Here is a 22,910-nt window from a genome sequence, read left to right as displayed (position 1 = left end):
TTACTCCTAATTATTTTCCTCAATTCTGAAAAACTAGCCAAATTCCCTAAATCTCAGATGGCTGTGAATAATTCAGGGAGAATATAGCCAAATTGCTGGAATGCTTCATTAATCGTTTATATTTAGCAATTTGCGAATCATGATCAGAAAATAATTCATCGTTGCCATCTTTTCTTTTTAACCAATAATAGGTACCGTCATACGATTTTTCTTTTAATGCTTGCCATCCAAAATCCTCATATAACTGTTTATAGTTAGATCGCTCTTCTCTCCGAAGATCCTGCTGATAATCAATACGGATAACTTGTTCAAGATCAACCGTATTTTTAAATGTATAAAAACCGGCAGAATTTATGTTTGTACAAACCCATCCTTTGAACAACATATGATTTAACCATTGCTCTTCTTTTTCGATATCAAAAAAGATTTCAAACTTTATCATGCTCATCTGCTCCCTCATATAAAGATAAAATTCGCTGCAATCTTTCTTGCTCGGCCGCTAATATGGCTAGTCCCTCAGCTGTTGTTTGATAAACCTTGCGTCTCGTATCTTGGGTCTCTACAGGCGAAATCCAATGATATTTCAACAAATTTTCAATAGCTCCATACATAGTCCCAGCCGCAATTCTTACACTACCAGCGCTCATTTCCTCGATTTTTTGCATCATCGCATAGCCATATAGCGGTTCACGTAAGGCGAGTAGAATATAATGCATGGTTTCAGATAAAGGTAGTAATTTATGTTTTTTCACAAGTTCACCTCATATACAGTTCAACTATATAGTTTGATTATATACAGTTGAACTGTATAATGCAACCGAATAAAAAAAGACAATGCACTTTTGCATTGTCTTGTAAGCCTATACCACAGCGCTTTTCACGCCAGTCCATCTTAGAAATAATTTTTCATTAAACGTTAAAGCAAATTGTACAATCGGTCCGAGTCCGAAAGCCATTAGCACAGTACCAACCCCGATAGGACCACCTAGTAAAAAGCCGATTAAAGCGACAGTTACTTCCATAGTTGTTCGAGAGCGTGTGACACTCCAGCCAAGCTTATGGACCATTAGAAGCATTAATGAGTCACGAGGACCAATCCCTAAATTTGCCACCATATACATACCGCAACCCCAGCCAAGTAATAGTAAGCCGCATACATATGAAAGTAGCTGCATCCAAAAACCATCTATATCAGGAAGCAAATAGTTAAAAATATCAATAAAAATTCCTGCTAAAAACATATCTATAAACGTACCCGGCAGCGGAAACTTCTTTGTTACTACTATATCAAATGCTATTATGGCTAGTCCGATGAGAATGGACCAAGTACCAATAGTTAATCCCAATGTTTTTACTAGTCCAATATGTAACACATCCCACGAACCAACACCAAAAATCTGACCTTTAATTGTCAATGTTATACCTAAGGATAAAAGCAAAATACCCGTTAAGAAGAACAGACACCGTGTGAAAAATGCTTGCTTCATCATTATAACCCTCATTCTAAAAAATTCATGTTGTCCAGCAAATTATTATAGCAATAGATTAAGAAAAATCACCGAAGATTATTATTTCATATTTTTCAAAAAAAGGCGGATTAGGTTAGTGAAGGTAGGGCAAAATATAAGTGATTATGAAAGGTTGGGATAACATTGACATCTGCACGAGATGAAATATTAGAAGTTTTAAATCGAGAAAAAATAGGAACGATGGCAACAGTTGAGAATGGCAAACCATATTCACGATACATGACGTTCCAAAATGAAGATTTTGTGTTGTACACAGTGACGAATAAACATTCTGAAAAAATGGAAGAGCTTCGCAAAAACCCGTATACCCATATTTTATATGGATACGAAAATGAAGGCTTTGGGGATACGTATGTTGAAATTGAAGGAAAACTAACAGAAATTCATGAGGAAGGAATAAAAAATAAGTTAGCCGAGTTTTTTACAAGCATTTTCGTTGGTAATCAAGATGAAATGATTACACTAAAAATCGAACCGATTCGTATGCGTCTAATGAATAAAAAAGGGGAGCCACCTAAAGAACTTGAATTTACAAACGACCATTAAGATTTGATCACTGTCTGATTATGTATTGACTGCTTCACCAATACAACAGAGGAAGAGTTTGGCGAGGAACATACGAAAAACAGCGATATATTGCCATTTAATTGGTAATGCGAATGAAGATAAGGTATATTTAACTATAGGAGATATATTTACAAAGATGCGGAGGGGTTGTTTCATGAAACTTTTAAATAGTAATTTTTTTATGTTTATTTTGGCTTTTGTCATTGCTATACCATCTGTCAACCTTTCAGTAACGACTGATTTTAAAAATCTAATTTATCTTTCTATTTATTTACTGATTTTAACTTCAGCTGGATTTCTGACAATAAAGTATTTATTTAAGATTTTTAATTTAGCTGTTTTGAAATTTAGTAAGAACTAAAAATTACAAGCTTCTAGCTATAAAAGAGAAGTCAACTCATTCATTATACGAGTTGACTTTTTTATTTATCAACGTTAAATGTTTGCAATCATTAGTAATTTTTTGCATGATAATTCATAAAGAAAAAAGGAGTGCAGAGAATGACTAACAAACTACAACAGCTTGCACAAAATATTTTAACATCACAAGGGAAAATCGAGGCGGACTTTATTTTACGTAACGCACAAATTGCAGATGTCTTTACATTGACGTGGAAAAAAGCAGATATAGTCGTTAACAATGGACAAATTGTGGCGCTTGATACAATGAATAGATGTAAAGCTAAAAAAGAAGAGGATGCAGCAGGAAAATATGTTGTACCTGGACTGATTGATGGACATATACATATTGAGTCGTCAATGCTAACACCTGCAGAATTTAGCCGTGTACTGATTCCACATGGCATCACAACTGTCCTTACAGATCCGCATGAAATTGCAAATGTTGCGGGTGCTGAAGGTATTCAGTTTATGCTTGAAGATGCCAAAAAAGCAGAAATGGATATTTTTGTTATGTTGCCATCTAGTGTTCCGGGCACACATTTTGAAAATGCAGGAGCAACGCTGACAGCTGCTGATTTAGAGCCCTTTTTAAAGCATGAAGATGTGCGAGGATTAGCGGAGGTTATGGATTTTCCTGCTGTTTTAAATGGGGAAGCGGGTATGCTTGAAAAAATTATGCTTTCACAGCAGGCTAATTTAGTTGTAGATGGGCATTGCGCGGGCTTAAATAGCCATCAAATTACTGGTTATCGCGCTGCTGGTATCCATACAGATCATGAATGTGTAACTGCACAGGAGGCTGCTGATCGCGTAGAGCAGGGGATGTATGTACTAATACGTGAAGGCTCAGCAGCAAAAAATTTACGTGATTTATTGCCCGCTGTCAATGCGACAAATGCTCGCCGTTTTGGCTTTTGTACGGATGATAAATACGTTGACGAGCTAATGGATGAAGGAAGCATTAACTTTGACGTGGCAATGGCCATTGAGGAAGGGATGGAGCCGCTACAAGCCATTCAGCTTGCCACTGTTAATACAGCTGAGTGTTATCGTTTATATGATCGAGGCGTGTTAGCACCAGGCTATAAGGCGGATTTTGTATTAATCGAGAGCATCGACAATATGCGTGCAAAGGCAGTTTGGAAAAATGGCGTAAAGGTTGCTGAAAATGGTGCGATGTTAACGAATCGCACTGAACCTAATGTACCTGCACATATCCATCGTTCTGTACATTTACCGCAAGTAACGAAGGACATGCTCAGCATTCCATTCCAAAAAGGTACGAAGGCGAATGTAATGGAAATTATACCAAATCAGCTTATTACGAACCATTTGGTAATAGATGTACCTGTGAAAGATGGTGTATTTGTACCGTCAGTTGAACAGGATTTACTAAAGCTAGCAGTTATTGAGCGTCATCATAATTTGCATACGGCAGGTCTAGGCATTGTGAAGGGCTTTGGTTTACAAAAAGGGGCAGTGGCCACTACTGTAGCTCATGATTCGCATAATGCATTAGTAGTTGGTGCGAATGATGAAGATATGTTACTTGCTTTATCACGCATTCAAGAAATTCAAGGTGGTTTTGTTATTGTAGCTGATGGAGAGATTTTAGCGGAAATGCCTTTAACAATTGGAGGCTTAATGACTGACGTACCAGCTGATGAAGCTAAAAAGCAATTAGCAAGTCTGCATAACGCCTTACACAAGCTTAATCCAACACTAGATTTCCATTTTTTATTGACGTTTTCATTTGTCGCATTACCTGTTATACCTGCTTTAAAGCTAACCGATACAGGGTTATTTGATGTTACAACATTCCAGCATATTCCGGTAGAAGCGGAAGTTTAACATATAAAAACTATTATGTAATGAAATTAAGGTGTCCTATTAAATAAAGTATGACAGCTTTGCAAAACTAGGGGTTGATTTCCATTCCGGCTGGTCGCTTTCCTGGAGGGTCGATGAGCTGCTTGGGCCAGCAAATGTTTTCTGTGCGAAAGCAAAGCAACAGCAGCAAATGTTTTCTGTGCGAAAGCGAAGCGACAGCAGCAAATGTTTTATGTGCGAAAGCGAAGCGACAGCAGCAAATGTTTTATGTGCGAAAGCGAAGCGACAGCAACAAATGTTTTATGTGCGAAAGCGAAGCGACAGCCACAAATGTTTTCTGTGCGAAAGCAAAGTGGCAACGTAGCGTCAGCAACAACAGATATATAATCGCTGACACAGTTATTAGTTATTCTAATTGATTATGGCAAGTAGCCTGGAACGGAAACTCCCTCATTTAAAGCGACACAATTCTCACCAAGATTTCCTCGACCATTTTGTTTTCATAATGAAACGACCTAAAAGCATAGCCGCTTTCAGGTCGTTTTTTTAAATGGGATAGATTCGTGCTTTTAACTGCTTATTTAAAATGGATGCCTGCGCTAGTGCCTGTGCGTCATGACTAATCTCACCTGGTTTGTTTGCTTCCCCAATAATATACGATGAGAACGGCATTTTTAAGAAGTCAAAGATGTATTGGAATTGTTGAATCATTGGTAGACCCTTTATATATGGGTCGTCACCACCGACAGCAAGAACAATAGCTTCGGTAGTTTGTAATTTTTCCTTTAGCTGTGGAAAACGCTCATCTCGAATTGCTTGACTGAGTCGATCCACCATGTTCTTCATGAGTCCCGACATGCTGTACCAATATATTGGTGTTGCAAAAACAACGATATCACTTGTTAAAAACGCATCGATGATTTGATCATAATCATCATCTACAAACTGAAAGCCATTGTCATCATGACGTAAATCGTTGATGGGCTCAATCGTTAAATTTTTTAGATCGATTTTTTCATGATTGATGCCCTCTAATACATAATCAGCTAGTTGTTCACTATTACTACCGGCTCTAGAGCTTCCAATAAATGCGGTAATGTTCATATGAAGCCTCCTCTGTCATTCAAGTTATAACTAGTGTAAACTTATTTTTATTATCGATAAAGATGAATGTTTCGATGAAATGTATCGAAAAAAACGATTTAGAGGTGAAGTAGATGGATATGAAACAACTACAAACGTTTTTAACAGCTTCAGAAACGTTAAGTTTTACGCAGACAGCTCAACTACTGGATTATGCACAGTCAAGTATAACAGCACAAATTAAATCGCTTGAAGATGAGCTAGGTGTTGTTCTTTTTGAGAGGCTGGGAAAACGTATTACCCTTACGGAGGAGGGCAAGCGATTACAACAGTATGCTCAAAAAATGCTAGATTTAAATGTGGATATGAAAAAAGCTGTATTAAGTGAACAAGCACAAGTGGTGTTAAAAATAGGTGCACAGGAAAGTCAATGTGTGTACCGTCTTCCGAGTATTTTACAACAATTTCAGAAAGCCCATCCACAAGTAAAAATCATTTTTAAGCCTGTACATACAACCGAAATCGCCAAAGATTTATTGCAGTCAGGCAATCTAGATATAGCGTTTATTACAGATGCCTATAAGGAAACACCTATGTTACATCGTGAGCGACTTATTCAAGAGCAATTAGTATTTGTCAGTGCACCTACTGATAGCAACGCGGAAAGAGATGTATTTTCTTTACAGCAACTATCAAATGAAACGATGCTTCTGACGGAAAGTGGTTGCTCCTACCGTAATCAATTGGAAGCTCAGCTACAGCAGGAAGGTACGCTACCAATACAAATGATTGAATTTGCAAGTATTGAAGCCATTAAGCAATGTGTGATGGCAGGCTTAGGTATTTCATTCTTACCCAAAATGGTGGTGGAGAAAGAGTTAGAAAACTATAGCTTAAAAGAACTGACTACATCAATGAATTTAGCAGAAATCTTTACGGATATCGCTTGGCATAAGGATAAACACATATCTCCGTATCTCGCTGATTTTATGGAGATTGCCATGAAGATGTATAAGAAGTTTTAAGAGCTTGTTATACCCGGACTGGTGAGAAAAAGATGTAGGCCCCTGAAATAGGGTATCGTTTTAAAACCTAAATTATTTTATAAAGAGGAAACCACAATTTAGACCTATCTAAATTTGTGGTTTTTTTCATTTCAACTTTTACTGTAGATTCAATTTTCCGGTATTTTTAAATAATACAGAATTTTGATTAATTTCGTCACAACAATAGTGTGCGATGCATAGTATAGAGTAAATACTGTATGACATTTAGTAATTAAAATGAGGTGGGTGGATGAGTAATTTATTGAATTCATTAACTACAGAGCTTAGGAGAGGAACGTTGACATTGGCAGTTTTAAGTCAATTACGAACGCCTCAGTATGGATATTCACTTGTTTCATTATTGGAAGGGTTAGGTGTTTCTATAGATCAAAGTACCTTATATCCATTGCTTCGTAGATTAGAGAAACAGGAGTTGGTGTCGAGTAGTTGGGATACATCTGAGAGTAGACCTCGTAAGTACTATGTTTTAAGTGAATATGGGCTAGAGATATTTTTACAGTTGAAAAAGGAATGGATAGAGAATTCGAAAGAGCTGTATAACCTATTGAAAGGGGAGGAAGACGATGAATTTAATTGAGGTTTATATTCGAGAAGTTGCTCAAAGGCTTCCTGAAAAAAAACGTGAGGATATTATACTTGAGTTACGGTCAAACATAGAGGATATGCTGCCAGATGATTATAGTGAAGAAGATGTAAAAGAGGTTCTTGAAAAATTAGGAAGTCCAGTGGCATTGGCAAGTAATTATCGAGATTGGCCAATGTACTTAATTGGTCCACGCTATTTTGATGTATATATGACTTTACTTAAAATGATTTTACCGATTGCTGCTGTCATTTCGTTAATCGCAATGACTACCGAATATTTTATTGGATATAGTGGGGAACAAGCGGTTTTAAATATTGGTTTGAACCTTATGACTGAAGGAATTCAGAGAGTCATTGAAGTAGGGATCCAAGTATTCTTTTGGCTAACACTTATGCTTGTTGTATTGGAAAGAACAGATAAAGGAAGAGGTGGGCAGCCATTAACAGCACGCTTTAAAGAATGGACGCCTGATGATTTAAAAAATAAACCTTATATTCCTAAGAAAAAAGCAATATCAAAGTACGAAGTCTTTTTAAGTTTAATGTGGACTGGGATTTGGGCAACATTTTACTTTTATGCGAATTATCTTGTAGGTGTATATGAAGGAGGGAGAGATGGACTTGTATTTGTGACTCCCACTTTCAATCAAGAAGTTTTGCTTCGATATTGGCCTATCGTTGTTATTGTAATAGGTTTAGAAATAACATTATCCCTTTATAAATTAATCAAGCGGCAATGGACGAAAAGAATGGCAATATGCAATACGGCCCTACAGCTAATTGGCACTATTGTATTTATTGTAATACTATTAAATCCCAATTTACTAAGCCAAGATTTCATTATGTATATGTCGGATTTATTTGCTACTACTACTAATCAATTTAAAACGTGGATAGTAGGTGGTGGAATTTCCCTCTTTATGATAGCTGCCGCATACAATGTATTTGATGGCTTCCGTAAAGCTAACATTCATTAATTCAGATATGCTTATTAAATTAACGGATCCCAATGTTCTACTATCCTAAAACTATTCAACTAATAATTATATCTATAATAAAAACTGTAGAATCCATTTTGATCGATCTTTTTTCAAAATGGGTTCTTTTTGTTTACTGTTAAACATGGTTGTGCAATACTAAACCTTTTTAAGGTACACATAATTGTATCGAAAAACGCATTGTTGTATAGACGGTATTCTTGCATAGTGTTTGAAAGGCAATGACACTAGTTCAAAACAATTTAAAAAAAGTGCGAATGAATTTTTTAATCCATTTCGCACTTTTTAGTTCTTTTCACTATTGAATAGTATTATTGTGATTTATAAAGGTCCATAAGGGTGTTCCTATAAAAGTTTGGAGATTTCCAGTTGGACTTATGGAAAACTTATTGTTTCTTCAAAGTCCCAGAAAAATTAGTACCTTCATCATGCTCTGCACGACAATCAACCTCGGTAATTTTAATCGCATTATTAAGACGTTCAAATTCTAATACACAGCGATTGCCGTTTGAGGATTTGTTCATCACAGCTTTAGTGCTGGAAGTAATCGTTGCTATCCCATCGACATTCCCAGCAGCTGTTCCATCATTGGCAGTAATGAAAATATTAAAGCTTTTGCTTGTTGCGTTGGTAATGTGGGCATCACGGCGATTAAAATCAGTTGCGCCTTTACCCCATTTATAGTAATACGAATAGGTACCTTCCCAAGCACTTTTAGAAGGTGTTGTAAGCTGCATTGTTTTATCTAGCTGATTCTGCCCATTTTTCGCTCGTGTATTTAAAGAAGCATTGCTAGTATTTTCATGAATTGCTTGTGCGTCCTCTGAAATTTCATAAAAATTCCTTTCATCCATACGGTGGAGCATTGTAACAACTTGAGCCCGGGTCATATTGTTTGTAACGCCGAAAAACTTCTGCAAATTACGATTTTCATACTGAGGGTTTTGACCAGTGGAAATGTAATAATGGATTAAAAACTGTATGGATTGGTCTAATCCACTTTTGCCATGAGCTAAATGTGTAATTGCCTGTGCTACAACACCGCGTTTCACACTAGCTGCTCGAATATTGTTATCAAGATATCCATTTAGTGGTACACCATAGCTTGCAAGTCGATTGTAATATTCATCAGACCAGATTGCTGCAGGGGTCTGTTTTTTTAACTCATCAAACGGTGATTCAAGCTCATAAAAATTGGCAAGTAATTTAGCTAATTGTTGCTCTGTAATTGTTGCATTAGGTTTAAATGTACCATCTGCATAGCCATTAACGATATCATATTTCTCTGCCCATATGATGGCTTCATAGGCATAGTGATCTTCTGGTACATCTTTAAAGCCAGCAGCTTGTACGGTGTATCCACTTGTCATAACAAATATGGAAAGCAATAAAGCGCACACTATTTTTCTCATTAGTCTCTTTCATCCTTTCTAGCAAGTTATGTTAATAGTTTGCAGGATATGGATAAAAACTGCAAATTTTTCTAGTGTATTTTACTAGAAAGGAAGCTAAAGAAAACTGTTCTTTAAAGAAAGAAGGAAGAAATAGAAATGGTAAATAATGTTAATAAATACCTCCAAAAATGGATGCCTATTTTAACGCCGCTTAGCTTAGTGATCGGTGTACTGTTAGAGAATGTAGGGCATCAGCTTTTATTTTTAGTGCCGTGGCTGTTTGCTTTTATGACATTTGCAGGTAGTTTGAGTATGAATTTTGAGGGGCTTAAAAGTCTTAAAAAATATCCAATAGTTATCTTAATGGCTATTGCATTTTTACATCTACTAATGCCAATTTGGGCTTATTTTATAGCAACCATCATCTTTCACGATCATTTACTAACAATAGGCTTTGTCTTAGCAGTCGCTGTGCCAACAGGGGTAACGAGTTTTATTTGGGTAAGTATTTGTAGGGGACATCTTGCATTATGTCTTGCAATTATTTTAATTGATACACTCATATCACCCGTTGTTATTCCTGTTTTACTACATTTTCTTGCGGGGCAAACAATCGACATTGATACTGCTGGTCTGATGCTAGATTTACTATGGATGATTGTTGTGCCTTCTCTTGTAGGCGTAGCGTTGAACGAGTTTACTAAAGGTAATATTGCGGTGACACTAGGAAGGAAATTAGCCCCTTTTTCAAAACTAAGCTTGTTTAGCATTGTGATGATTAATAGTAGCGCAATTGCCCCGTATATTAAAAATATTAGCTGGGAACTTGTTAGTGTTATTTTGGTCGTATTTGTACTAGCTGTATCAGGGTATGCGTTATGTTTAGTGCTAGGGCATTTTCTTTGGAAGGATATAAGCATCATTACAATGTTCGTTTTTACAGGAGGGATGCGTAATATTGCTGTAGGGGTTGTTATTGCGACTACATACTTTCCAGCAAAAACAGTCATGCCTGTAGTGTTCGGTATGCTATTTCAGCAAGTTCTAGCCTCGTTTTTTAGCCGAGTAATGGAAAAGTATCAGTTAAAATATGGGGAAGGAACTAGATGTTTGATGTAAAAATATTCGCTATCCTATGGAAGGAAGCGAATATTTTAGGTAGAACTTATTGTGCAGTGTAACCACCATCTACTGTTAATGTGTTTCCTGTCATGAAAGTAGAGTCATCACAAGCCATGAATAGTACAGCTTTTGCCATTTCTTCTGCTTGACCTAAACGCTGCATTGGTGTTAATTGACGTAAAGGTTCTTTACTTTCTTCTGGAATAATTGGTGTGTCGATAAAGCCAGGACATAGGGCATTCACTCGAATACCACGAGTTGCATATTCAAGAGCTAAAGAGCGTGTTAAGTTAATAACCCCACCTTTAGCCGCATTGTAAGCTGCTGAACCAGGAGAACCAACCCAGCCATACATCGATGCAGTGTTAACAATTGCGCCACCATTAGCTTTTAACATTTCTTTGATAGCGGCTTGAGCCATTAAGAACACGCCGTCTAAGTCGACGTTGACTGTATTGCGCCACTCCGCATAAGGTAATTCCTCCGTTGGTGTGACACGACCAATACCTGCATTATTGAAAAGGACATCGACTTTACCAAATGTCTCGATGGTTGTTTTATAAATATTCGCTACTTCTTCTTCATTTGTAACATTAGCTTTTAAGAAAATAGCTTCTGCCCCTGAAGATTTTAATTGTGCCTCGAATTCTTTCCCTTTTCCATCGTTTAAATCTACGAGAACAACTTTTGCGCCCTCTGCTACAAACAATTTAGCAGTTGCTGCACCAATTCCAGATGCACCTCCTGTAATAATCGCCACTTTATCTTGTAACTTCCCCATAAATTACACTCCCTTAAAAATCATTTTCTCTTACACAATGTGCGTATCACTGTGTACTTTTATTGTAAAACGCTACAATAAGGAAACAATCATTAATATAACTGCAAGTGTCTAAGTAGTAGACATAACAAAAGAAAGTGTCTAAAAAGGGGGAAGAAATTTTGACAAAATGGACACAAAGACAGGAAAGAACTCGTCGACATTTTTATGAGGCATTAATTCAGTTAATTAAACAACAAGGCTTCCAATCCATTACGGTAAAACATATTGTAGAACGTGCTGGGTATAATCGCAGCACTTTTTATGTACATTTTCAAGATAAATTTGAGCTTGCTGAAAATTTACTAGACACAATGTTAAGGGGGCTCGAAATAGCGGTAGGGGAGCCTTATCAATTTGGTGAAAAGGTTTATACTACAAAGCTTAGAGCTCCTTCATTTAATATTATTCATTATATTTATAAGAACCGTATATTTTTTGAGTTGTTAAATTTTGATGATACGATTCCTGGATTACATACTAGAATGCCACTAACGATTACTAAAATTTATATGGAGCAATTTAAATTTGAAACAATTAACAATCAGCCTGTCAATATGGAAATGTTTAAGCATTATACGTCTTACGGATTTTATGGTTTGATGATGCAGTGGATTACAAGTGGCTATGAAAAACCAGAAGAGACACTGATTCAAGATATTATTGAGCTTACTAAAACACATATTTATGCATATGAGTATATTGGAAAGCCACATCATGATAAGTAAAGTCAGGTGTGTTGATTAACCATATTTATTAATTAGAAGATGCTGATTTCTATACGGGCTACTCGCTTTGTTGCTGCCGCTACGCTTTCGCACAGATAAAACATTTGTTGCTGCCGCTACGCTTTCGCGCAGAGCAAGGCTTCCTGATGGCGAGCGTCGAGCCGTTTCCTTCGCTACAATTGGACATGCATAAGCAAAATATCAACAAAAAATGGTCGATGATAACCTCATATTTTCCTAATCACATGCCTGAAATAAAGCATTGATTAATAATGATTCTCATTTGTGGTAGATTCGTTACAAAGAAGGTGAGGCGCTAAATTATGATGCAATTTCATCAAGTAAAAATAGCACAATATGAGGTATCTATTATGCTACCTTCAGAATATGATGAAGATAAGCCATATTATGTTATTGATATGCAGGATGGGGGAGATATTGTCTATTAAAAATTATACAAAGAAATTAAATTTGAGCGTAAACACCAGCATTTTTTGTACTACAAAATGCTGGTGTTTTTGTGCTAGGCGAAAGTAATAGGAGTACCAAATTTTCTTGGTGAAAAAAACTTTTTATAAGAAAAATTCATAAAAGAGTTGAATTATTTTCATATTAAGCATATATTTTTCCTAAGGGAAACAAAATATCATTCAAGAAAGAAGAGTGAATGAATGAAAGAGTTGGATGATTTGAAGCTGACGATTCTTCCGTTAATTATTTTACTGATTCTTATACTTTTGTGGAAACTGACAGAGTCTGTTGGAGTAGCGATGATGATAATTGTTTTCTGGATAGGCTGGCGCTGGCTTGTTAGAAAATCAATGTAAATTAAGGCTGTGTTGATACTAAGGCTACTTGAGCGGGCATAACAAACAGAAAACTCCTAACGAAGCGTTGCGAGGAAGCGACCGTTATAGCCCGCGAAAAAATGTCTGACGAGTAATATTTAAAATCAACGATAACAACGCCTTAAATATAAAGAGAAAGAAGAGGTATGAAAGCATGAAAAGATTTTTAGGTGTACTTGTTTTATCACTATCACTCTTGCTTTTCGGTTGTTCTGCTGAAACAGAAGGTGAAAAGGAAGGAGTAGTTGTCGCAACAACTGGGCAAATTGCGGATGCCATTAAAGAAATTAGTGGCGACCATTTAAAGGTAACTGCCTTGATGGGGCCGGGAGTAGATCCCCATTTATACAAAGCGACTCAAAGTGATTTATCGAAATTGGATAAGGCAGAGGTTATTTTTTATAACGGGTTACATTTAGAGGGGCAAATGCTTGATATTTTTGAGCAGATGTCAAAAAGCAAAACAGTGCTTGCTGTTGGAGAAAAACTAGATAAAAAGGATCTACTTGCTAGTGATGATGATGCTATGCTACATGATCCACACATTTGGTTTGATATTGAGCTTTGGAAAGGGGTTGTTCAGGCAATTGGAGACAAGCTTCAAGAAGAATACCCTCAATTTAAAGACGACTTTGCAACAAATGAAGAAGCTTACTTGAAAAAATTAGATGAATTAAAAACATCTGCGAAGGACCGAGTAAATGAAATCCAAGAAAAGCAGCGTATTTTAGTAACAGCCCATGATGCGTTCAATTATTTTGGTAGAAGCCAAGGATTTGAAGTGCGTGGCTTACAGGGGCTAAGTACAGATTCAGAATATGGTGTGAAAGATGTGCAGGAAATGGTGGATTTTTTAGTGGCAAACAAAATTAAAGCCATTTTTATAGAATCAAGTGTCTCCGATAAAGCAATGAAAGCTGTTATTGAAGGTGCGAAAGAAAAAGGTCACGACATAGTGATTGGTGGGGAATTATTCTCGGATGCTATGGGTGCTGAGGGAACAACGGAAGGTACATATATCGGTATGTATCAACATAACATCGACACAATCGTCGATGCATTGAAGTAGGTGAGAAAGATGAACGCATTAACAGTTGAAAATTTATCAGTCGCATACGATAAGAAAACGGTATTAGAAAACGCCTGTGTATCGGTCCCTACGGGTCATCTTTCAGCCATTATTGGCCCAAACGGAGCGGGGAAATCTACCTTTTTAAAGGCCATCTTAAATCAGCTACCGAATAAAGTGGGGAAAGTTGAAATTCTTGGGAAAGTCTTTGAACCGAAAAGCTTAGTAGTTGGGTATGTTCCTCAGCGCAATGCTGTAGATTGGGATTTTCCAACAAATGCTCTTGATATAGTTCTGATGGGGCGTTACGGACATACTGGATTATTTAAAAGGCCGTCTAGAAAGGATAAAATTTTAGCACAGCAGGCTCTTGCTAGCGTAGGCATGCAAGACTTTGCTGAGCGCTCTATCGGTCAACTTTCAGGCGGACAACAGCAACGAGTTTTCTTAGCAAGAGCATTAGCCCAAAATGCTGATATTTATTTCTTAGATGAACCTTTTGCAGGGGTGGATGCTGCTACCGAAAAAACGATAATCGATATTTTAAAAGACTTGAAAGCTCAAGGGAAAAGTATTTTTGTCGTGCATCATGACTTACAAACAGTAAAGGAATATTTTGATTATACAATTCTTTTAAATAAAACAATTTTAGCATCAGGCGCAACAGAAGATGTTTTTACACCAGAGCAATTACAAAAAACGTACGGTGGTAAACTATTCATGATGCAAAACGCTTAAGGAGGATGAATATGTTAACTGGTAACTTACTATGGGTATTAGTCGGTACGATGTTACTTGGTATCGCGGCTGGCATAACAGGTACCTTCTCCTTCTTACAAAAGCAAAGTTTAGTAGGCGACGCGGCGGCACATGCTGCATTGCCAGGGATCGCTCTTGCTTTTCTAGTAACAGGGCAAAAAGAATTACCTATATTAATGCTTGGGGCAGGCATCACATCAGCTTTGTCCGTTTATTGCATACAATGGATTGTCTCTTTTTCAAAGATGAAGGCAGATGCAGCAATTGGATTGGTTTTAACTGTATTTTTCGGGATTGGCGTTGTATTTTTAACAGTTGTCAATCGCAGTCCATTAGGAAATCAAAGCGGTCTTAACAATTTTATTTTTGGGAAAGCAGCGACGATGACAAAGGCTGATTTAATGTGGTTGTTTATAAGCGCAACAATTATTATTTTGGTTAGTCTGCTTCTTTATAAAGAATGGAAGCTCTTAATCTTTGACCCTGTTTATGCCAAAGGAATTGGCTTACCGATTGAAGCGTTAAAGGCCACGCTAACCATATTAATAGTGATGACTATTGTTACAGGCATTCAGGCAGTAGGTGTTATTTTAATGTCAGCATTACTAATTATCCCCGCTGCAAGTGCTAAATTATGGACAAACAAATTGAGCTCAATGCTTGTGCTTAGTGCAGCAATTGGTGGTATTTCCGGTATCACAGGAACCTTTATTAGTTCAATACGAACAGGATTATCGACAGGTCCAATTATCGTATTAGTAGCAGCTGCAATATTCTTTATTTCCTATTTTATTAGTCCGGCGGGGCAAATTAATAAATATCGTAGGAAAATGCAGTTTCGAAAGCAAGGTGAGTTGGGATGATTGAATTTTGGGTTGTTTTTACAGGTGTTTTAGTAGGGGTCACATGCGGGATTGCAGGGGTCTTTCTAATTTTGCGTAGAATGTCGATGATCGCAGATGCGATTAGTCATACCGTATTATTTGGTATTGTCATGGCTTATATTATTACACAAACATTAAATGGCTTTTGGATGTTAGTTGGTGCGGCATTCGCAGGAATACTAACGGCCTACCTAGTGCAGTTACTACATTCTTCTGGCATTCAGGAGGACGCTGCAATTGGCGTTGTATTCACTTCCTTGTTTGCCGCAGGTGTGCTACTCATCACATTATTTGCTGGGAATGTACATTTAGATGTTGAGCATGTTTTAATGGGGGAAATTGCATTTGTACCTTGGGACAGATGGACATGGCTATCAATTACAATGCCAAAGGCCGTATGGATGCTATTGTTTGTACTGATGATTAACATTGGGTTCCTTCTATTATTCTTTAAGGAAATGAAGTTAACAACCTTTGACCCAGTTTATGCTGCCTCTATCGGTATTCCAGTTATTTTTCTACATTATGGCTTCATGACAACGATTTCCTTTACAACTGTTGCTGCATTTGATAGTGTCGGCGCAATTTTAGTTGTCGCTATGCTAATAGGACCAGCTGCCACTTCTTATTTAATAAGCAAAACGATTAAACAAATGTTTATGTATAGCATGCTATTTGGTGCTCTGGCATCGGTAATGGGTTATTATTTAGCGAAGCTTTGGGATACGTCCATTGCAGGGATGATGGCAACAACAGTAGGATTAATATTTGTCATTACATTAGTAGGTCAAAAAATAGTCGAGCGCCGCAGAAAATCGCTCGTTAGTAAATTAGAAGCTATGTAAAGAAGAAACATCGTTTGATTTTTAATCAAACGGTGTTTTTTTTTGTAATTAGCTCCTCTAATACAATCTTTCTGTTCTTCTCAAACTGTCTACTTTCTGTATATTTTTGAAAGCAATTCGAGGAGAGATATCATATTTAAAGGTTTGTTGCAGTGTAGTGTCTAGTCAAAACACCCGCGACTTATAAAAATCAAGACTTTGAGCGAGTATCTTTCAAAAGTTCCATACGAAGGGAAGCTGTTCAAAGAACATTATTGTTCAGCAAAACGTTTCAATATATATTTAGGGGATCAATAAAAAGAAGAGAAAATTGAAATGAATAAAACGAAACGATGTTGACTATTATTTGATATATAGATTTAGATATAAAAGATTACACTTGGACGAAAGATTTAACGTGAAGGATATAGTCAGAGATAAACGATTTTGAATTTAACAAATATATTTTATTTAGTAAATTTAACGGCTCAACACCAAAAGTTATGGATGACATTCGTTAAAACGTATGCCATATATATGTAAGTTGATCTTCGTTCCGACTGGGCGACTCCTTGGGGATTAGCGTCACAGATTAGACCCTGGAGCGAGCACATAGGGGAACGAAGGCTAAAAGCATCACGTCCTGTGATAACGCCTTCGTGACCAACATCGTGCTGTTGCTGTCGCTACGCTTTCGCACATACAAAACCCTCTGCTGCCGCTACGTTAGCACTACGCTTTCGCGCAAAAAACATCTGTTGGCCCAAGCGGCTCATCGGATGCCCCCAGGAAGCTTTGCTCTGTGCGAAAGCGAAGCGTCAGCGGCAATGTTTTATCTGTGCGAAAGCGTAGCGGCAGCAACAAAGCGCCCAGTCGGAACGGAAATCAACCACACGTTATGGTGATGTGCCAATTTAACAGTAAAGGGAGGTGCTTCTTATGAAAAAACTTTCTTACACTATTTTAGCCATATTGTTAACTATAATAGTCGGAATTACAACGGTAATTGTGTTCGGTAATGAAAAATCAAATGAAAAGGGTAAAACAGTTGAAGTAACTCCTAATAGTTCTCAACTAGACGGATTGTATCTTGATTTTGATTTAACTACAGAAAAAGTTAACAAAAATCGGCTTTCGAATGAAACAAAATTTGAACAATATCTTCATGCAATGTCACATCAAAAAGTCAAAGCTGAAGATAAATGGGACTTCATGCCTTTAACAAAAAATAATGTTGAAACAATGTTAACAATTTTAGACCATACAAATTACAAGCATGAAAAGAAATATAGAGACATTCTTAATGAATGGAGAAACGATGACTTTTCAAATGCAGTAGATGCACACAATTTTGTTTGGAAAAATCAAGGGGGAACTGTCGGGAAAGCATACGGATTGTTAACGGAAGAGGAAGAACATCATTATATAATAGAATTCTTCGGTCAAACTTATTTTAACGAGCATTCTGACGAAATAATGCAACGTATCTATGGTAAGTAAAAATTTAAAAACGTCCTTTGGTGGGGCGTTTTTTTGTGCGCCCTACGAGCATGTAATCTATAGAATGCAAGTCCGAACCACTAAGGCAGAAGTAGCGTGGAATAAACTCGAATCGCCTATTTCAAACTTTTGCATGATTCTTACATTATAAGAAAATAGTATACTTTTAAAAGCGATTCGAAAAGGAGAGATAACATAATTAAAGGTTTATAATGCCTTAGGAAAAATGATGATGATATAAATATTTTTATAAAGATAAAATATAGAAGAATTGTAATATTTATATGTACGAATATTTATAATTTTGTTACTATGTACTAATTAATATTTGAAACAACAAGGAGATACTGCATGTGGCGTAATCGGAATGTATGGATTATTTTATTAGGTGAATTTGTCGTTGGCCTTGGCTTGTGGGCTGGGATTATAGGGAATCTTGCTTTTATGCAAGAGGTCGTTCCCTCTGACTTTCACAAATCATTAATTATTGCTATTGGTATATTGGCAGGTTTAGTCGTTGGTCCGTTGGCAGGACGTATTATTGACCAGTCAAAGAAAAAAACAGTTGTGCAGCTGGCGAGTGTAGGGCGAATTATAAGTGTGTTATTTATGTTTATGGCACTTTATACAAATTCGGTTATTTGGATGATTCTTTTTTTAATTACGTTGCAAATAGCAGCTGCCTTTTATATGCCTGCTCTACAATCTATCATTCCAATGATTGTCAAGGATAAGGATTTAATTACATTAAATGCTTGGCAAATGAATGCTCGAACGATATCAAGAATTATTGGAACTGCTGCTGCAGGATTCATGTTAAGTTTCTTTGAGCTGAAATGGTTGTACATCATTTCATTTATCGTCTATATGATGATGTTTGTTATTACAAGCTTCCTACAATTAGATGAAACGGCAAATCAGTCGATAACAAATAAGAAAAAGGGCAGCTTTAAAGAGGTATTACCAATGGTGAAGGAGCACCCTGTTGTTTTAATGACACTTGTTTTAATGTTAATTCCAACATTATTTTTAGGCTCCTTTAATTTAGTTATTATGAAAATTTCTGAGATCCATCATTCAACGACGATATCAGGATTATTGTATACAGTTGAGGGCATAGGTTTCATGCTAGGTGCAGCTGGTTTAAAATTCATTACGGAACGAGTGAAAATTGGGACACTGCTCTTTACATTAGCATTTATCATTGGTTCGATGGAGCTAATGCTATTATTATCGGATATTAAATTCTTTGCACTCATGGCGTTTGGAGTGTTTGGTTTTTCAGTAGGCTGTTTTTTCCCAACGACAATGGTGATTTTTCAAAAACAGGTACCAAAAGATTTCCATGGTCGATTTTTCTCATTCCGCAATATGATAGATTCAGTCATTTTTCAGGTCGTTTTATTGTCGACAGGTATGATGTTAGATTTAATTGGTTTAAGTGGAATGGGGCTTGTTTTCGGTATTATTAGCTTAAGCTTAACAATCACTTTTTTACTATATTCAAAGAAAAAGAATGTTGTTATGCATGCACATTGAATAACAGTAAAAAAGGAACTGTCAAATCTGTATACTATTTTTGATAGTTCTACCTTCTTTATGATGTTTTAATGTACTTTTTCACATGGTTATTAAGCAACAATCATGGGATACAGGATGAAAAAGTGTACTTCTCTTTTTTATGAAGTTAAAATGGGTGAAGCTGTAGAATGTGAAAACATTGAACATCCAAGGTTTAATGTTAAAAAAGAAATGAATAAATTTAAAGAGTTAATGGGTGAACTTTTAGCTTGCGGAACATGTTAAAAATTGCGATCTCTTGATAAAACATTTTCCTGTCCAATTTCTACAATGGATGATTGCATTAAAGTTGTAGAATGGGCTGATAAGATGGTTACGTTTTAACCATCTAGATAAATTATAGAAAGAAGGTGTTGATAAGTGTTCGATAAATCACAAGATTCAATTGAGAGTTATATAGAATCACCTGAAAAGCTAAAAAAACTATATAGGCGAGTCTTGCTCATTGTAAGTCTATCACAAATTTTTGGTGGAGCGGGTCTTGCAGCAGGTATTACGGTAGGGGCTCTCTTAGCTCAGCAAATGCTGGGAACGGATGCTTATGCAGGAGTACCGTCCGCTTTATTTACTTTAGGGTCAGCAGGAGCAGCTTTAATTGTAGGGAAACTATCACAACGTTATGGGCGTCGCACTGGTTTATCAACAGGTTTTATTGTCGGTGGACTCGGTGCAATTGGTGTAGTAATTGCTGCTATGATGAATAGTGTCATTTTACTATTTGCTTCTCTACTAATCTATGGCGCAGGGACTGCAACAAATTTACAGGCTCGATATGCAGGTACAGATTTAGCAAATAATAAACAACGAGCAACAGCTATCAGCACTACAATGGTTATGACAACATTCGGTGCCGTTGCAGGGCCAAATTTAGTAGATATTATGGGGGAATTTGCTGTTTCTATTGGTGTACCGGCTCTTGCGGGTCCATTTATCTTATCAGCAACAGCCTTTATCTTAGCGGGTCTTGTCCTTTTTGTTATGTTACGTCCCGATCCATTAGAAATTGCAAAAATGATAGAAGCACACAAACAAGAAAATGAGCATGGAAATAAGACAGAATCCTTAAATAAAAAAGCACTAAATAAAAGAGGTCTTACAGTCGGTGCAACGGTTATGGTACTTACTCAAATTGTAATGGTTGCAATTATGACAATGACACCTGTACATATGAAACATCATGGTCACGGTTTATCGGAGGTTGGAATTGTTATTGGTTTTCATGTAGGTTCAATGTATCTTCCGTCGCTTGTAACAGGTATTCTTGTTGATAAAATCGGACGAACAGTCATGAGTATTGCTTCCGGAGTGACGTTGTTATTTGCTGGTTTATTAGCGGCATTCGCACCGAGTGATTCTATGGTTCTATTAATCATTGCTCTTTCTTTACTTGGATTAGGGTGGAACTTTGGCTTAATTAGTGGTACTACACAAATAGTTGATTCAACTGAACCTTCCACTAGAGCAAAAACGCAAGGGAAAATAGATGTTTTAGTTGCACTAGCAGGAGCTTCTGGTGGTGCGCTCTCAGGCATGGTAGTAGCTAATGCAAGCTATGCAACATTATCTTTAGCTGGAGGTCTATTATCCTTAATTCTTATACCAGTTGTCATTTGGTCTAGAAAAGCTTGAGATAACTTATTGATACTAAAATTTTTAATGGTGTCTAAAATAGTTTCAAAGTAATGCAATTTTTTCAAAACATGTAGTGAAAAATCAAGAATTTAGAGTGAATTTAAATAAAACTTTATTAAAAAACAACTTAATTTAAGGTTCTTTTGTTGGCATTCGGTACTCCGAAATGTAAATCAAAAGAACCTTTTCCTCTTAATAAAAGCAAATAACTATGTAATTAGCTATTTGTTTTATCATCTGCTTCTGTTTGTTTACTTGCCTTAATTACCTTATTATAGGCTGCTATAATTTCCTCGATTGTATATCCAGCTTCAAGTAATTCATTAGTTATTTGTTCTAATTTGTTCATATGTTCATTCCTTGATAATTTTTAAATGTAATTAGTCGTTATAAAATTGTAAGCATTGACAATAATTAAAAATTAAATTATCAGTTTTGGATACAAAAGTACATTTAAAAGACAGCGGATTGGCAATTACGTTTTAAGAATCGAGCTGGTCTTTTTTCATTTACCATTATTTTACGCTTGCTTGAATACAAACGTTTGTTCTTTTGCGATAACAAACAAATATTCTTGTTGGGGGATGGTAGAGGATGAAAGAACGGCTTATGAAAGCGATGAAACGTAATCAAATGTTAAACATAATGTATATATCTAAGAGCGGTGTAATAACAAAAAGGCGGGTAAAAATCATGAAAAATTGTTGATGATTCTTTTCAAGCATTTTGCTTTAAAAGCAAGCTAAACGTACATTTATTATTATTAAGGTTTTAGCCGTTGTTCCAGTTCTTCACAAGAAGAAAACAGTTGTATGATAAAATTTGAATAACAAAGACTTTTACACAAATTCGTTATTCTAGATTTGGCAATACGATCATTACAACGTCAACTATAATATAGTTACTAAACAACAACACTTGAATAGTTTCAAAGTAACCAATGGCGTTATAAATTTGGTTATAAGTGAAATGAAACCATTTCTAAAATCCATTAGATTTTTAGGGGTGAGATAATTTCTTATTGGATATTTATCTTAATTATGAAGATTGTGAAGAAATGTACTTAAACTAACGGCGCAGGTTAGTTGAATAAGAAGGAGTAGAAGGTTACTTTAAAAGATATATCAAAGTGGAATTTTAAATTACATCACTATATTAAGTGAATATCTGAAAGAAAATGTTCAGTAAAGTAGGCAAATAAATGAGGAAAGAAACTATTAAAGGGTCACCCGGTGCTAAGTGACCCTGACCAACAAATCTAGAGGTGTTAGGTTAAATTAGATTTACCCTACTATGATTATGAGCAACGGGAGTTTTAGTGGTTATTAATTGTGATTTTTGTACATTAAGCATCTATGACAATAATAAAATTCGGAAATGTTAATACGAGTTATTCATGAAAGCAGCGCCGACAATAATTAGAAGAATGAATAGTACAATGATTAGAGCGAATGCTGAACCATTGTTGCGACGCTCTTCGCGAAATTCTCCACAGTTTTCCATAAAAATACCTCCTTTCTACAATCTATAATATGTAGAGTTATAAAAATGAGAGATGGCATTAATCTAATTAATAGTTTCTTTTGAAAAAAATATTCATGTTAAGTATTTTGAGATAAAGATTGTGCAGTTAGGAGGTGCGGAATTATGTATGTAGCACCAGTAAAAATGTCCTCATTGTGACTCAA

General features: G+C 36.2%; 27 protein-coding genes. 19 read left to right on the top strand and 8 right to left on the bottom strand.

Annotation, left to right across the window (positions count from 1 at the left end; genetic code table 11):
* Window positions 1-46: 46 nt before the first annotated feature.
* From AN161_RS26775 to AN161_RS26765, 3 genes are all read right to left on the bottom strand, one after another.
* Window positions 47-442, bottom strand: coding sequence for a DUF2812 domain-containing protein (locus AN161_RS26775; protein WP_082340460.1), 396 nt, complete (start codon window positions 440-442; stop codon window positions 47-49).
* Window positions 429-716 (bottom strand): PadR family transcriptional regulator, encoded by a 288-nt coding sequence (locus AN161_RS26770; protein WP_053597360.1) that lies wholly within the window; start codon window positions 714-716, stop codon window positions 429-431. The genes AN161_RS26775 and AN161_RS26770 overlap by 14 nt, the downstream gene beginning before the upstream one ends.
* Before the next feature lie 144 nt (window positions 717-860).
* Window positions 861-1,487 carry a hypothetical protein gene (locus AN161_RS26765; protein WP_053597359.1) on the bottom strand — a complete coding sequence of 209 codons (627 nt, stop codon included), beginning with the start codon at window positions 1,485-1,487 and terminating at the stop codon, window positions 861-863.
* A 165-nt stretch (window positions 1,488-1,652) separates the two neighbouring features.
* Between AN161_RS26765 and AN161_RS26760 the strand changes: the two genes are divergently transcribed.
* From AN161_RS26760 to AN161_RS26745, 3 genes are all read left to right on the top strand, one after another.
* Complete coding sequence (locus AN161_RS26760; RefSeq protein ID WP_053597350.1) at window positions 1,653-2,075, top strand: pyridoxamine 5'-phosphate oxidase family protein; 423 nt, start codon at window positions 1,653-1,655, stop codon at window positions 2,073-2,075.
* Between the two features lie 522 nt (window positions 2,076-2,597).
* On the top strand, window positions 2,598-4,349 hold the full coding sequence (gene ade / locus AN161_RS26750) for an adenine deaminase (RefSeq protein ID WP_053597348.1): 1,752 nt from the start codon (window positions 2,598-2,600) through the stop codon (window positions 4,347-4,349).
* Between the two features lie 113 nt (window positions 4,350-4,462).
* Window positions 4,463-4,747 carry a hypothetical protein gene (locus tag AN161_RS26745; protein ID WP_053597347.1) on the top strand — a complete coding sequence of 95 codons (285 nt, stop codon included), beginning with the start codon at window positions 4,463-4,465 and terminating at the stop codon, window positions 4,745-4,747.
* Window positions 4,748-4,874: 127 nt separating this feature from the next.
* Here AN161_RS26745 and AN161_RS26740 read toward each other — a convergent pair whose 3' ends face one another.
* Window positions 4,875-5,432, bottom strand: coding sequence for a flavodoxin family protein (locus AN161_RS26740; RefSeq protein ID WP_053597346.1), 558 nt, complete (start codon window positions 5,430-5,432; stop codon window positions 4,875-4,877).
* 113 nt (window positions 5,433-5,545) lie between these two features.
* Here AN161_RS26740 and AN161_RS26735 point away from each other — a divergent pair, with 113 nt between their 5' ends.
* The 3 genes from AN161_RS26735 to AN161_RS26725 all read left to right on the top strand — a co-directional run bounded on the left by AN161_RS26735 (window position 5,546) and on the right by AN161_RS26725 (window position 8,040).
* A complete protein-coding gene (locus AN161_RS26735; RefSeq protein ID WP_053597345.1) occupies window positions 5,546-6,436 on the top strand; it encodes a LysR family transcriptional regulator in 891 nt (296 codons plus the stop codon).
* A 271-nt stretch (window positions 6,437-6,707) separates the two neighbouring features.
* Window positions 6,708-7,055 carry a PadR family transcriptional regulator gene (locus tag AN161_RS26730; RefSeq protein WP_053597344.1) on the top strand — a complete coding sequence of 116 codons (348 nt, stop codon included), beginning with the start codon at window positions 6,708-6,710 and terminating at the stop codon, window positions 7,053-7,055.
* The gene (locus AN161_RS26725) at window positions 7,042-8,040 is read left to right on the top strand and encodes a hypothetical protein (protein WP_053597343.1); all 999 of its coding nucleotides are present in this window, start codon (window positions 7,042-7,044) and stop codon (window positions 8,038-8,040) included. The genes AN161_RS26730 and AN161_RS26725 overlap by 14 nt, the downstream gene beginning before the upstream one ends.
* A 407-nt stretch (window positions 8,041-8,447) precedes the next feature.
* Here AN161_RS26725 and AN161_RS26720 read toward each other — a convergent pair whose 3' ends face one another.
* Window positions 8,448-9,473: an S-layer homology domain-containing protein gene (locus AN161_RS26720; protein ID WP_053597342.1), complete on the bottom strand. Its 1,026-nt coding sequence runs from the start codon at window positions 9,471-9,473 to the stop codon at window positions 8,448-8,450.
* Window positions 9,474-9,611: 138 nt separating this feature from the next.
* On the opposite strand from AN161_RS26720, the gene AN161_RS26715 reads away from it, so the two are divergent.
* A complete protein-coding gene (locus tag AN161_RS26715; protein WP_053597341.1) occupies window positions 9,612-10,574 on the top strand; it encodes a bile acid:sodium symporter family protein in 963 nt (320 codons plus the stop codon).
* A gap of 46 nt (window positions 10,575-10,620) precedes the next feature.
* Here the strand turns inward: AN161_RS26715 and AN161_RS26710 are convergent, their stop codons facing one another.
* Entirely contained in the window at window positions 10,621-11,358 is a 738-nt protein-coding gene (locus AN161_RS26710) for an SDR family NAD(P)-dependent oxidoreductase (protein ID WP_053597340.1), read from the bottom strand.
* 161 nt (window positions 11,359-11,519) lie between these two features.
* Here AN161_RS26710 and AN161_RS26705 point away from each other — a divergent pair, with 161 nt between their 5' ends.
* The 12 genes from AN161_RS26705 (at window position 11,520) to AN161_RS26670 (ending at window position 21,219) form a co-directional block, all read left to right on the top strand.
* A complete protein-coding gene (locus AN161_RS26705) occupies window positions 11,520-12,125 on the top strand; it encodes a TetR/AcrR family transcriptional regulator (RefSeq protein ID WP_053597339.1) in 606 nt (201 codons plus the stop codon).
* Between the two features lie 323 nt (window positions 12,126-12,448).
* Complete coding sequence (locus AN161_RS31220) at window positions 12,449-12,574, top strand: hypothetical protein (RefSeq protein WP_277815992.1); 126 nt, start codon at window positions 12,449-12,451, stop codon at window positions 12,572-12,574.
* A gap of 222 nt (window positions 12,575-12,796) precedes the next feature.
* Window positions 12,797-12,952: a hypothetical protein gene (locus AN161_RS30290; protein WP_198926952.1), complete on the top strand. Its 156-nt coding sequence runs from the start codon at window positions 12,797-12,799 to the stop codon at window positions 12,950-12,952.
* 175 nt (window positions 12,953-13,127) lie between these two features.
* Window positions 13,128-14,042: a zinc ABC transporter substrate-binding protein gene (locus AN161_RS26700; RefSeq protein ID WP_053597338.1), complete on the top strand. Its 915-nt coding sequence runs from the start codon at window positions 13,128-13,130 to the stop codon at window positions 14,040-14,042.
* Window positions 14,043-14,051: 9 nt separating this feature from the next.
* Window positions 14,052-14,780, top strand: coding sequence for a metal ABC transporter ATP-binding protein (locus tag AN161_RS26695; protein ID WP_053597337.1), 729 nt, complete (start codon window positions 14,052-14,054; stop codon window positions 14,778-14,780).
* A gap of 11 nt (window positions 14,781-14,791) precedes the next feature.
* Entirely contained in the window at window positions 14,792-15,664 is an 873-nt protein-coding gene (locus AN161_RS26690; RefSeq protein ID WP_053597336.1) for a metal ABC transporter permease, read from the top strand.
* A complete protein-coding gene (locus AN161_RS26685) occupies window positions 15,661-16,530 on the top strand; it encodes a metal ABC transporter permease (RefSeq protein ID WP_053597335.1) in 870 nt (289 codons plus the stop codon). The genes AN161_RS26690 and AN161_RS26685 overlap by 4 nt, the downstream gene beginning before the upstream one ends.
* Window positions 16,531-17,288: 758 nt before the next feature.
* Entirely contained in the window at window positions 17,289-17,414 is a 126-nt protein-coding gene (locus AN161_RS31215; RefSeq protein ID WP_277815991.1) for a hypothetical protein, read from the top strand.
* A gap of 34 nt (window positions 17,415-17,448) precedes the next feature.
* Window positions 17,449-18,009 carry a DUF6241 domain-containing protein gene (locus tag AN161_RS26680; RefSeq protein WP_053597334.1) on the top strand — a complete coding sequence of 187 codons (561 nt, stop codon included), beginning with the start codon at window positions 17,449-17,451 and terminating at the stop codon, window positions 18,007-18,009.
* 351 nt (window positions 18,010-18,360) lie between these two features.
* Window positions 18,361-19,548, top strand: coding sequence for an MFS transporter (locus tag AN161_RS26675; RefSeq protein ID WP_053597333.1), 1,188 nt, complete (start codon window positions 18,361-18,363; stop codon window positions 19,546-19,548).
* Between the two features lie 117 nt (window positions 19,549-19,665).
* A complete protein-coding gene (locus AN161_RS30285) occupies window positions 19,666-19,815 on the top strand; it encodes a hypothetical protein (protein WP_198926951.1) in 150 nt (49 codons plus the stop codon).
* Between the two features lie 135 nt (window positions 19,816-19,950).
* The gene (locus AN161_RS26670; RefSeq protein ID WP_053597332.1) at window positions 19,951-21,219 is read left to right on the top strand and encodes an MFS transporter; all 1,269 of its coding nucleotides are present in this window, start codon (window positions 19,951-19,953) and stop codon (window positions 21,217-21,219) included.
* Between the two features lie 220 nt (window positions 21,220-21,439).
* On the opposite strand, the gene AN161_RS31210 is transcribed toward AN161_RS26670, so the two are convergent.
* Window positions 21,440-21,571 (bottom strand): hypothetical protein, encoded by a 132-nt coding sequence (locus AN161_RS31210; RefSeq protein ID WP_143115084.1) that lies wholly within the window; start codon window positions 21,569-21,571, stop codon window positions 21,440-21,442.
* Between the two features lie 1,031 nt (window positions 21,572-22,602).
* A complete protein-coding gene (locus AN161_RS28050; protein WP_075807376.1) occupies window positions 22,603-22,725 on the bottom strand; it encodes a YjcZ family sporulation protein in 123 nt (40 codons plus the stop codon).
* Window positions 22,726-22,910 lie beyond the last annotated feature (185 nt).

The organism is Lysinibacillus sp. FJAT-14222 (genome assembly GCF_001278875.1).
GTDB classification, from domain to species: Bacteria; Bacillota; Bacilli; order Bacillales_A; family Planococcaceae; genus Lysinibacillus; species Lysinibacillus agricola.
Note: the sequence above shows the minus strand (reverse complement) of the source record. Positions and strands in the feature narration are given on the sequence as shown.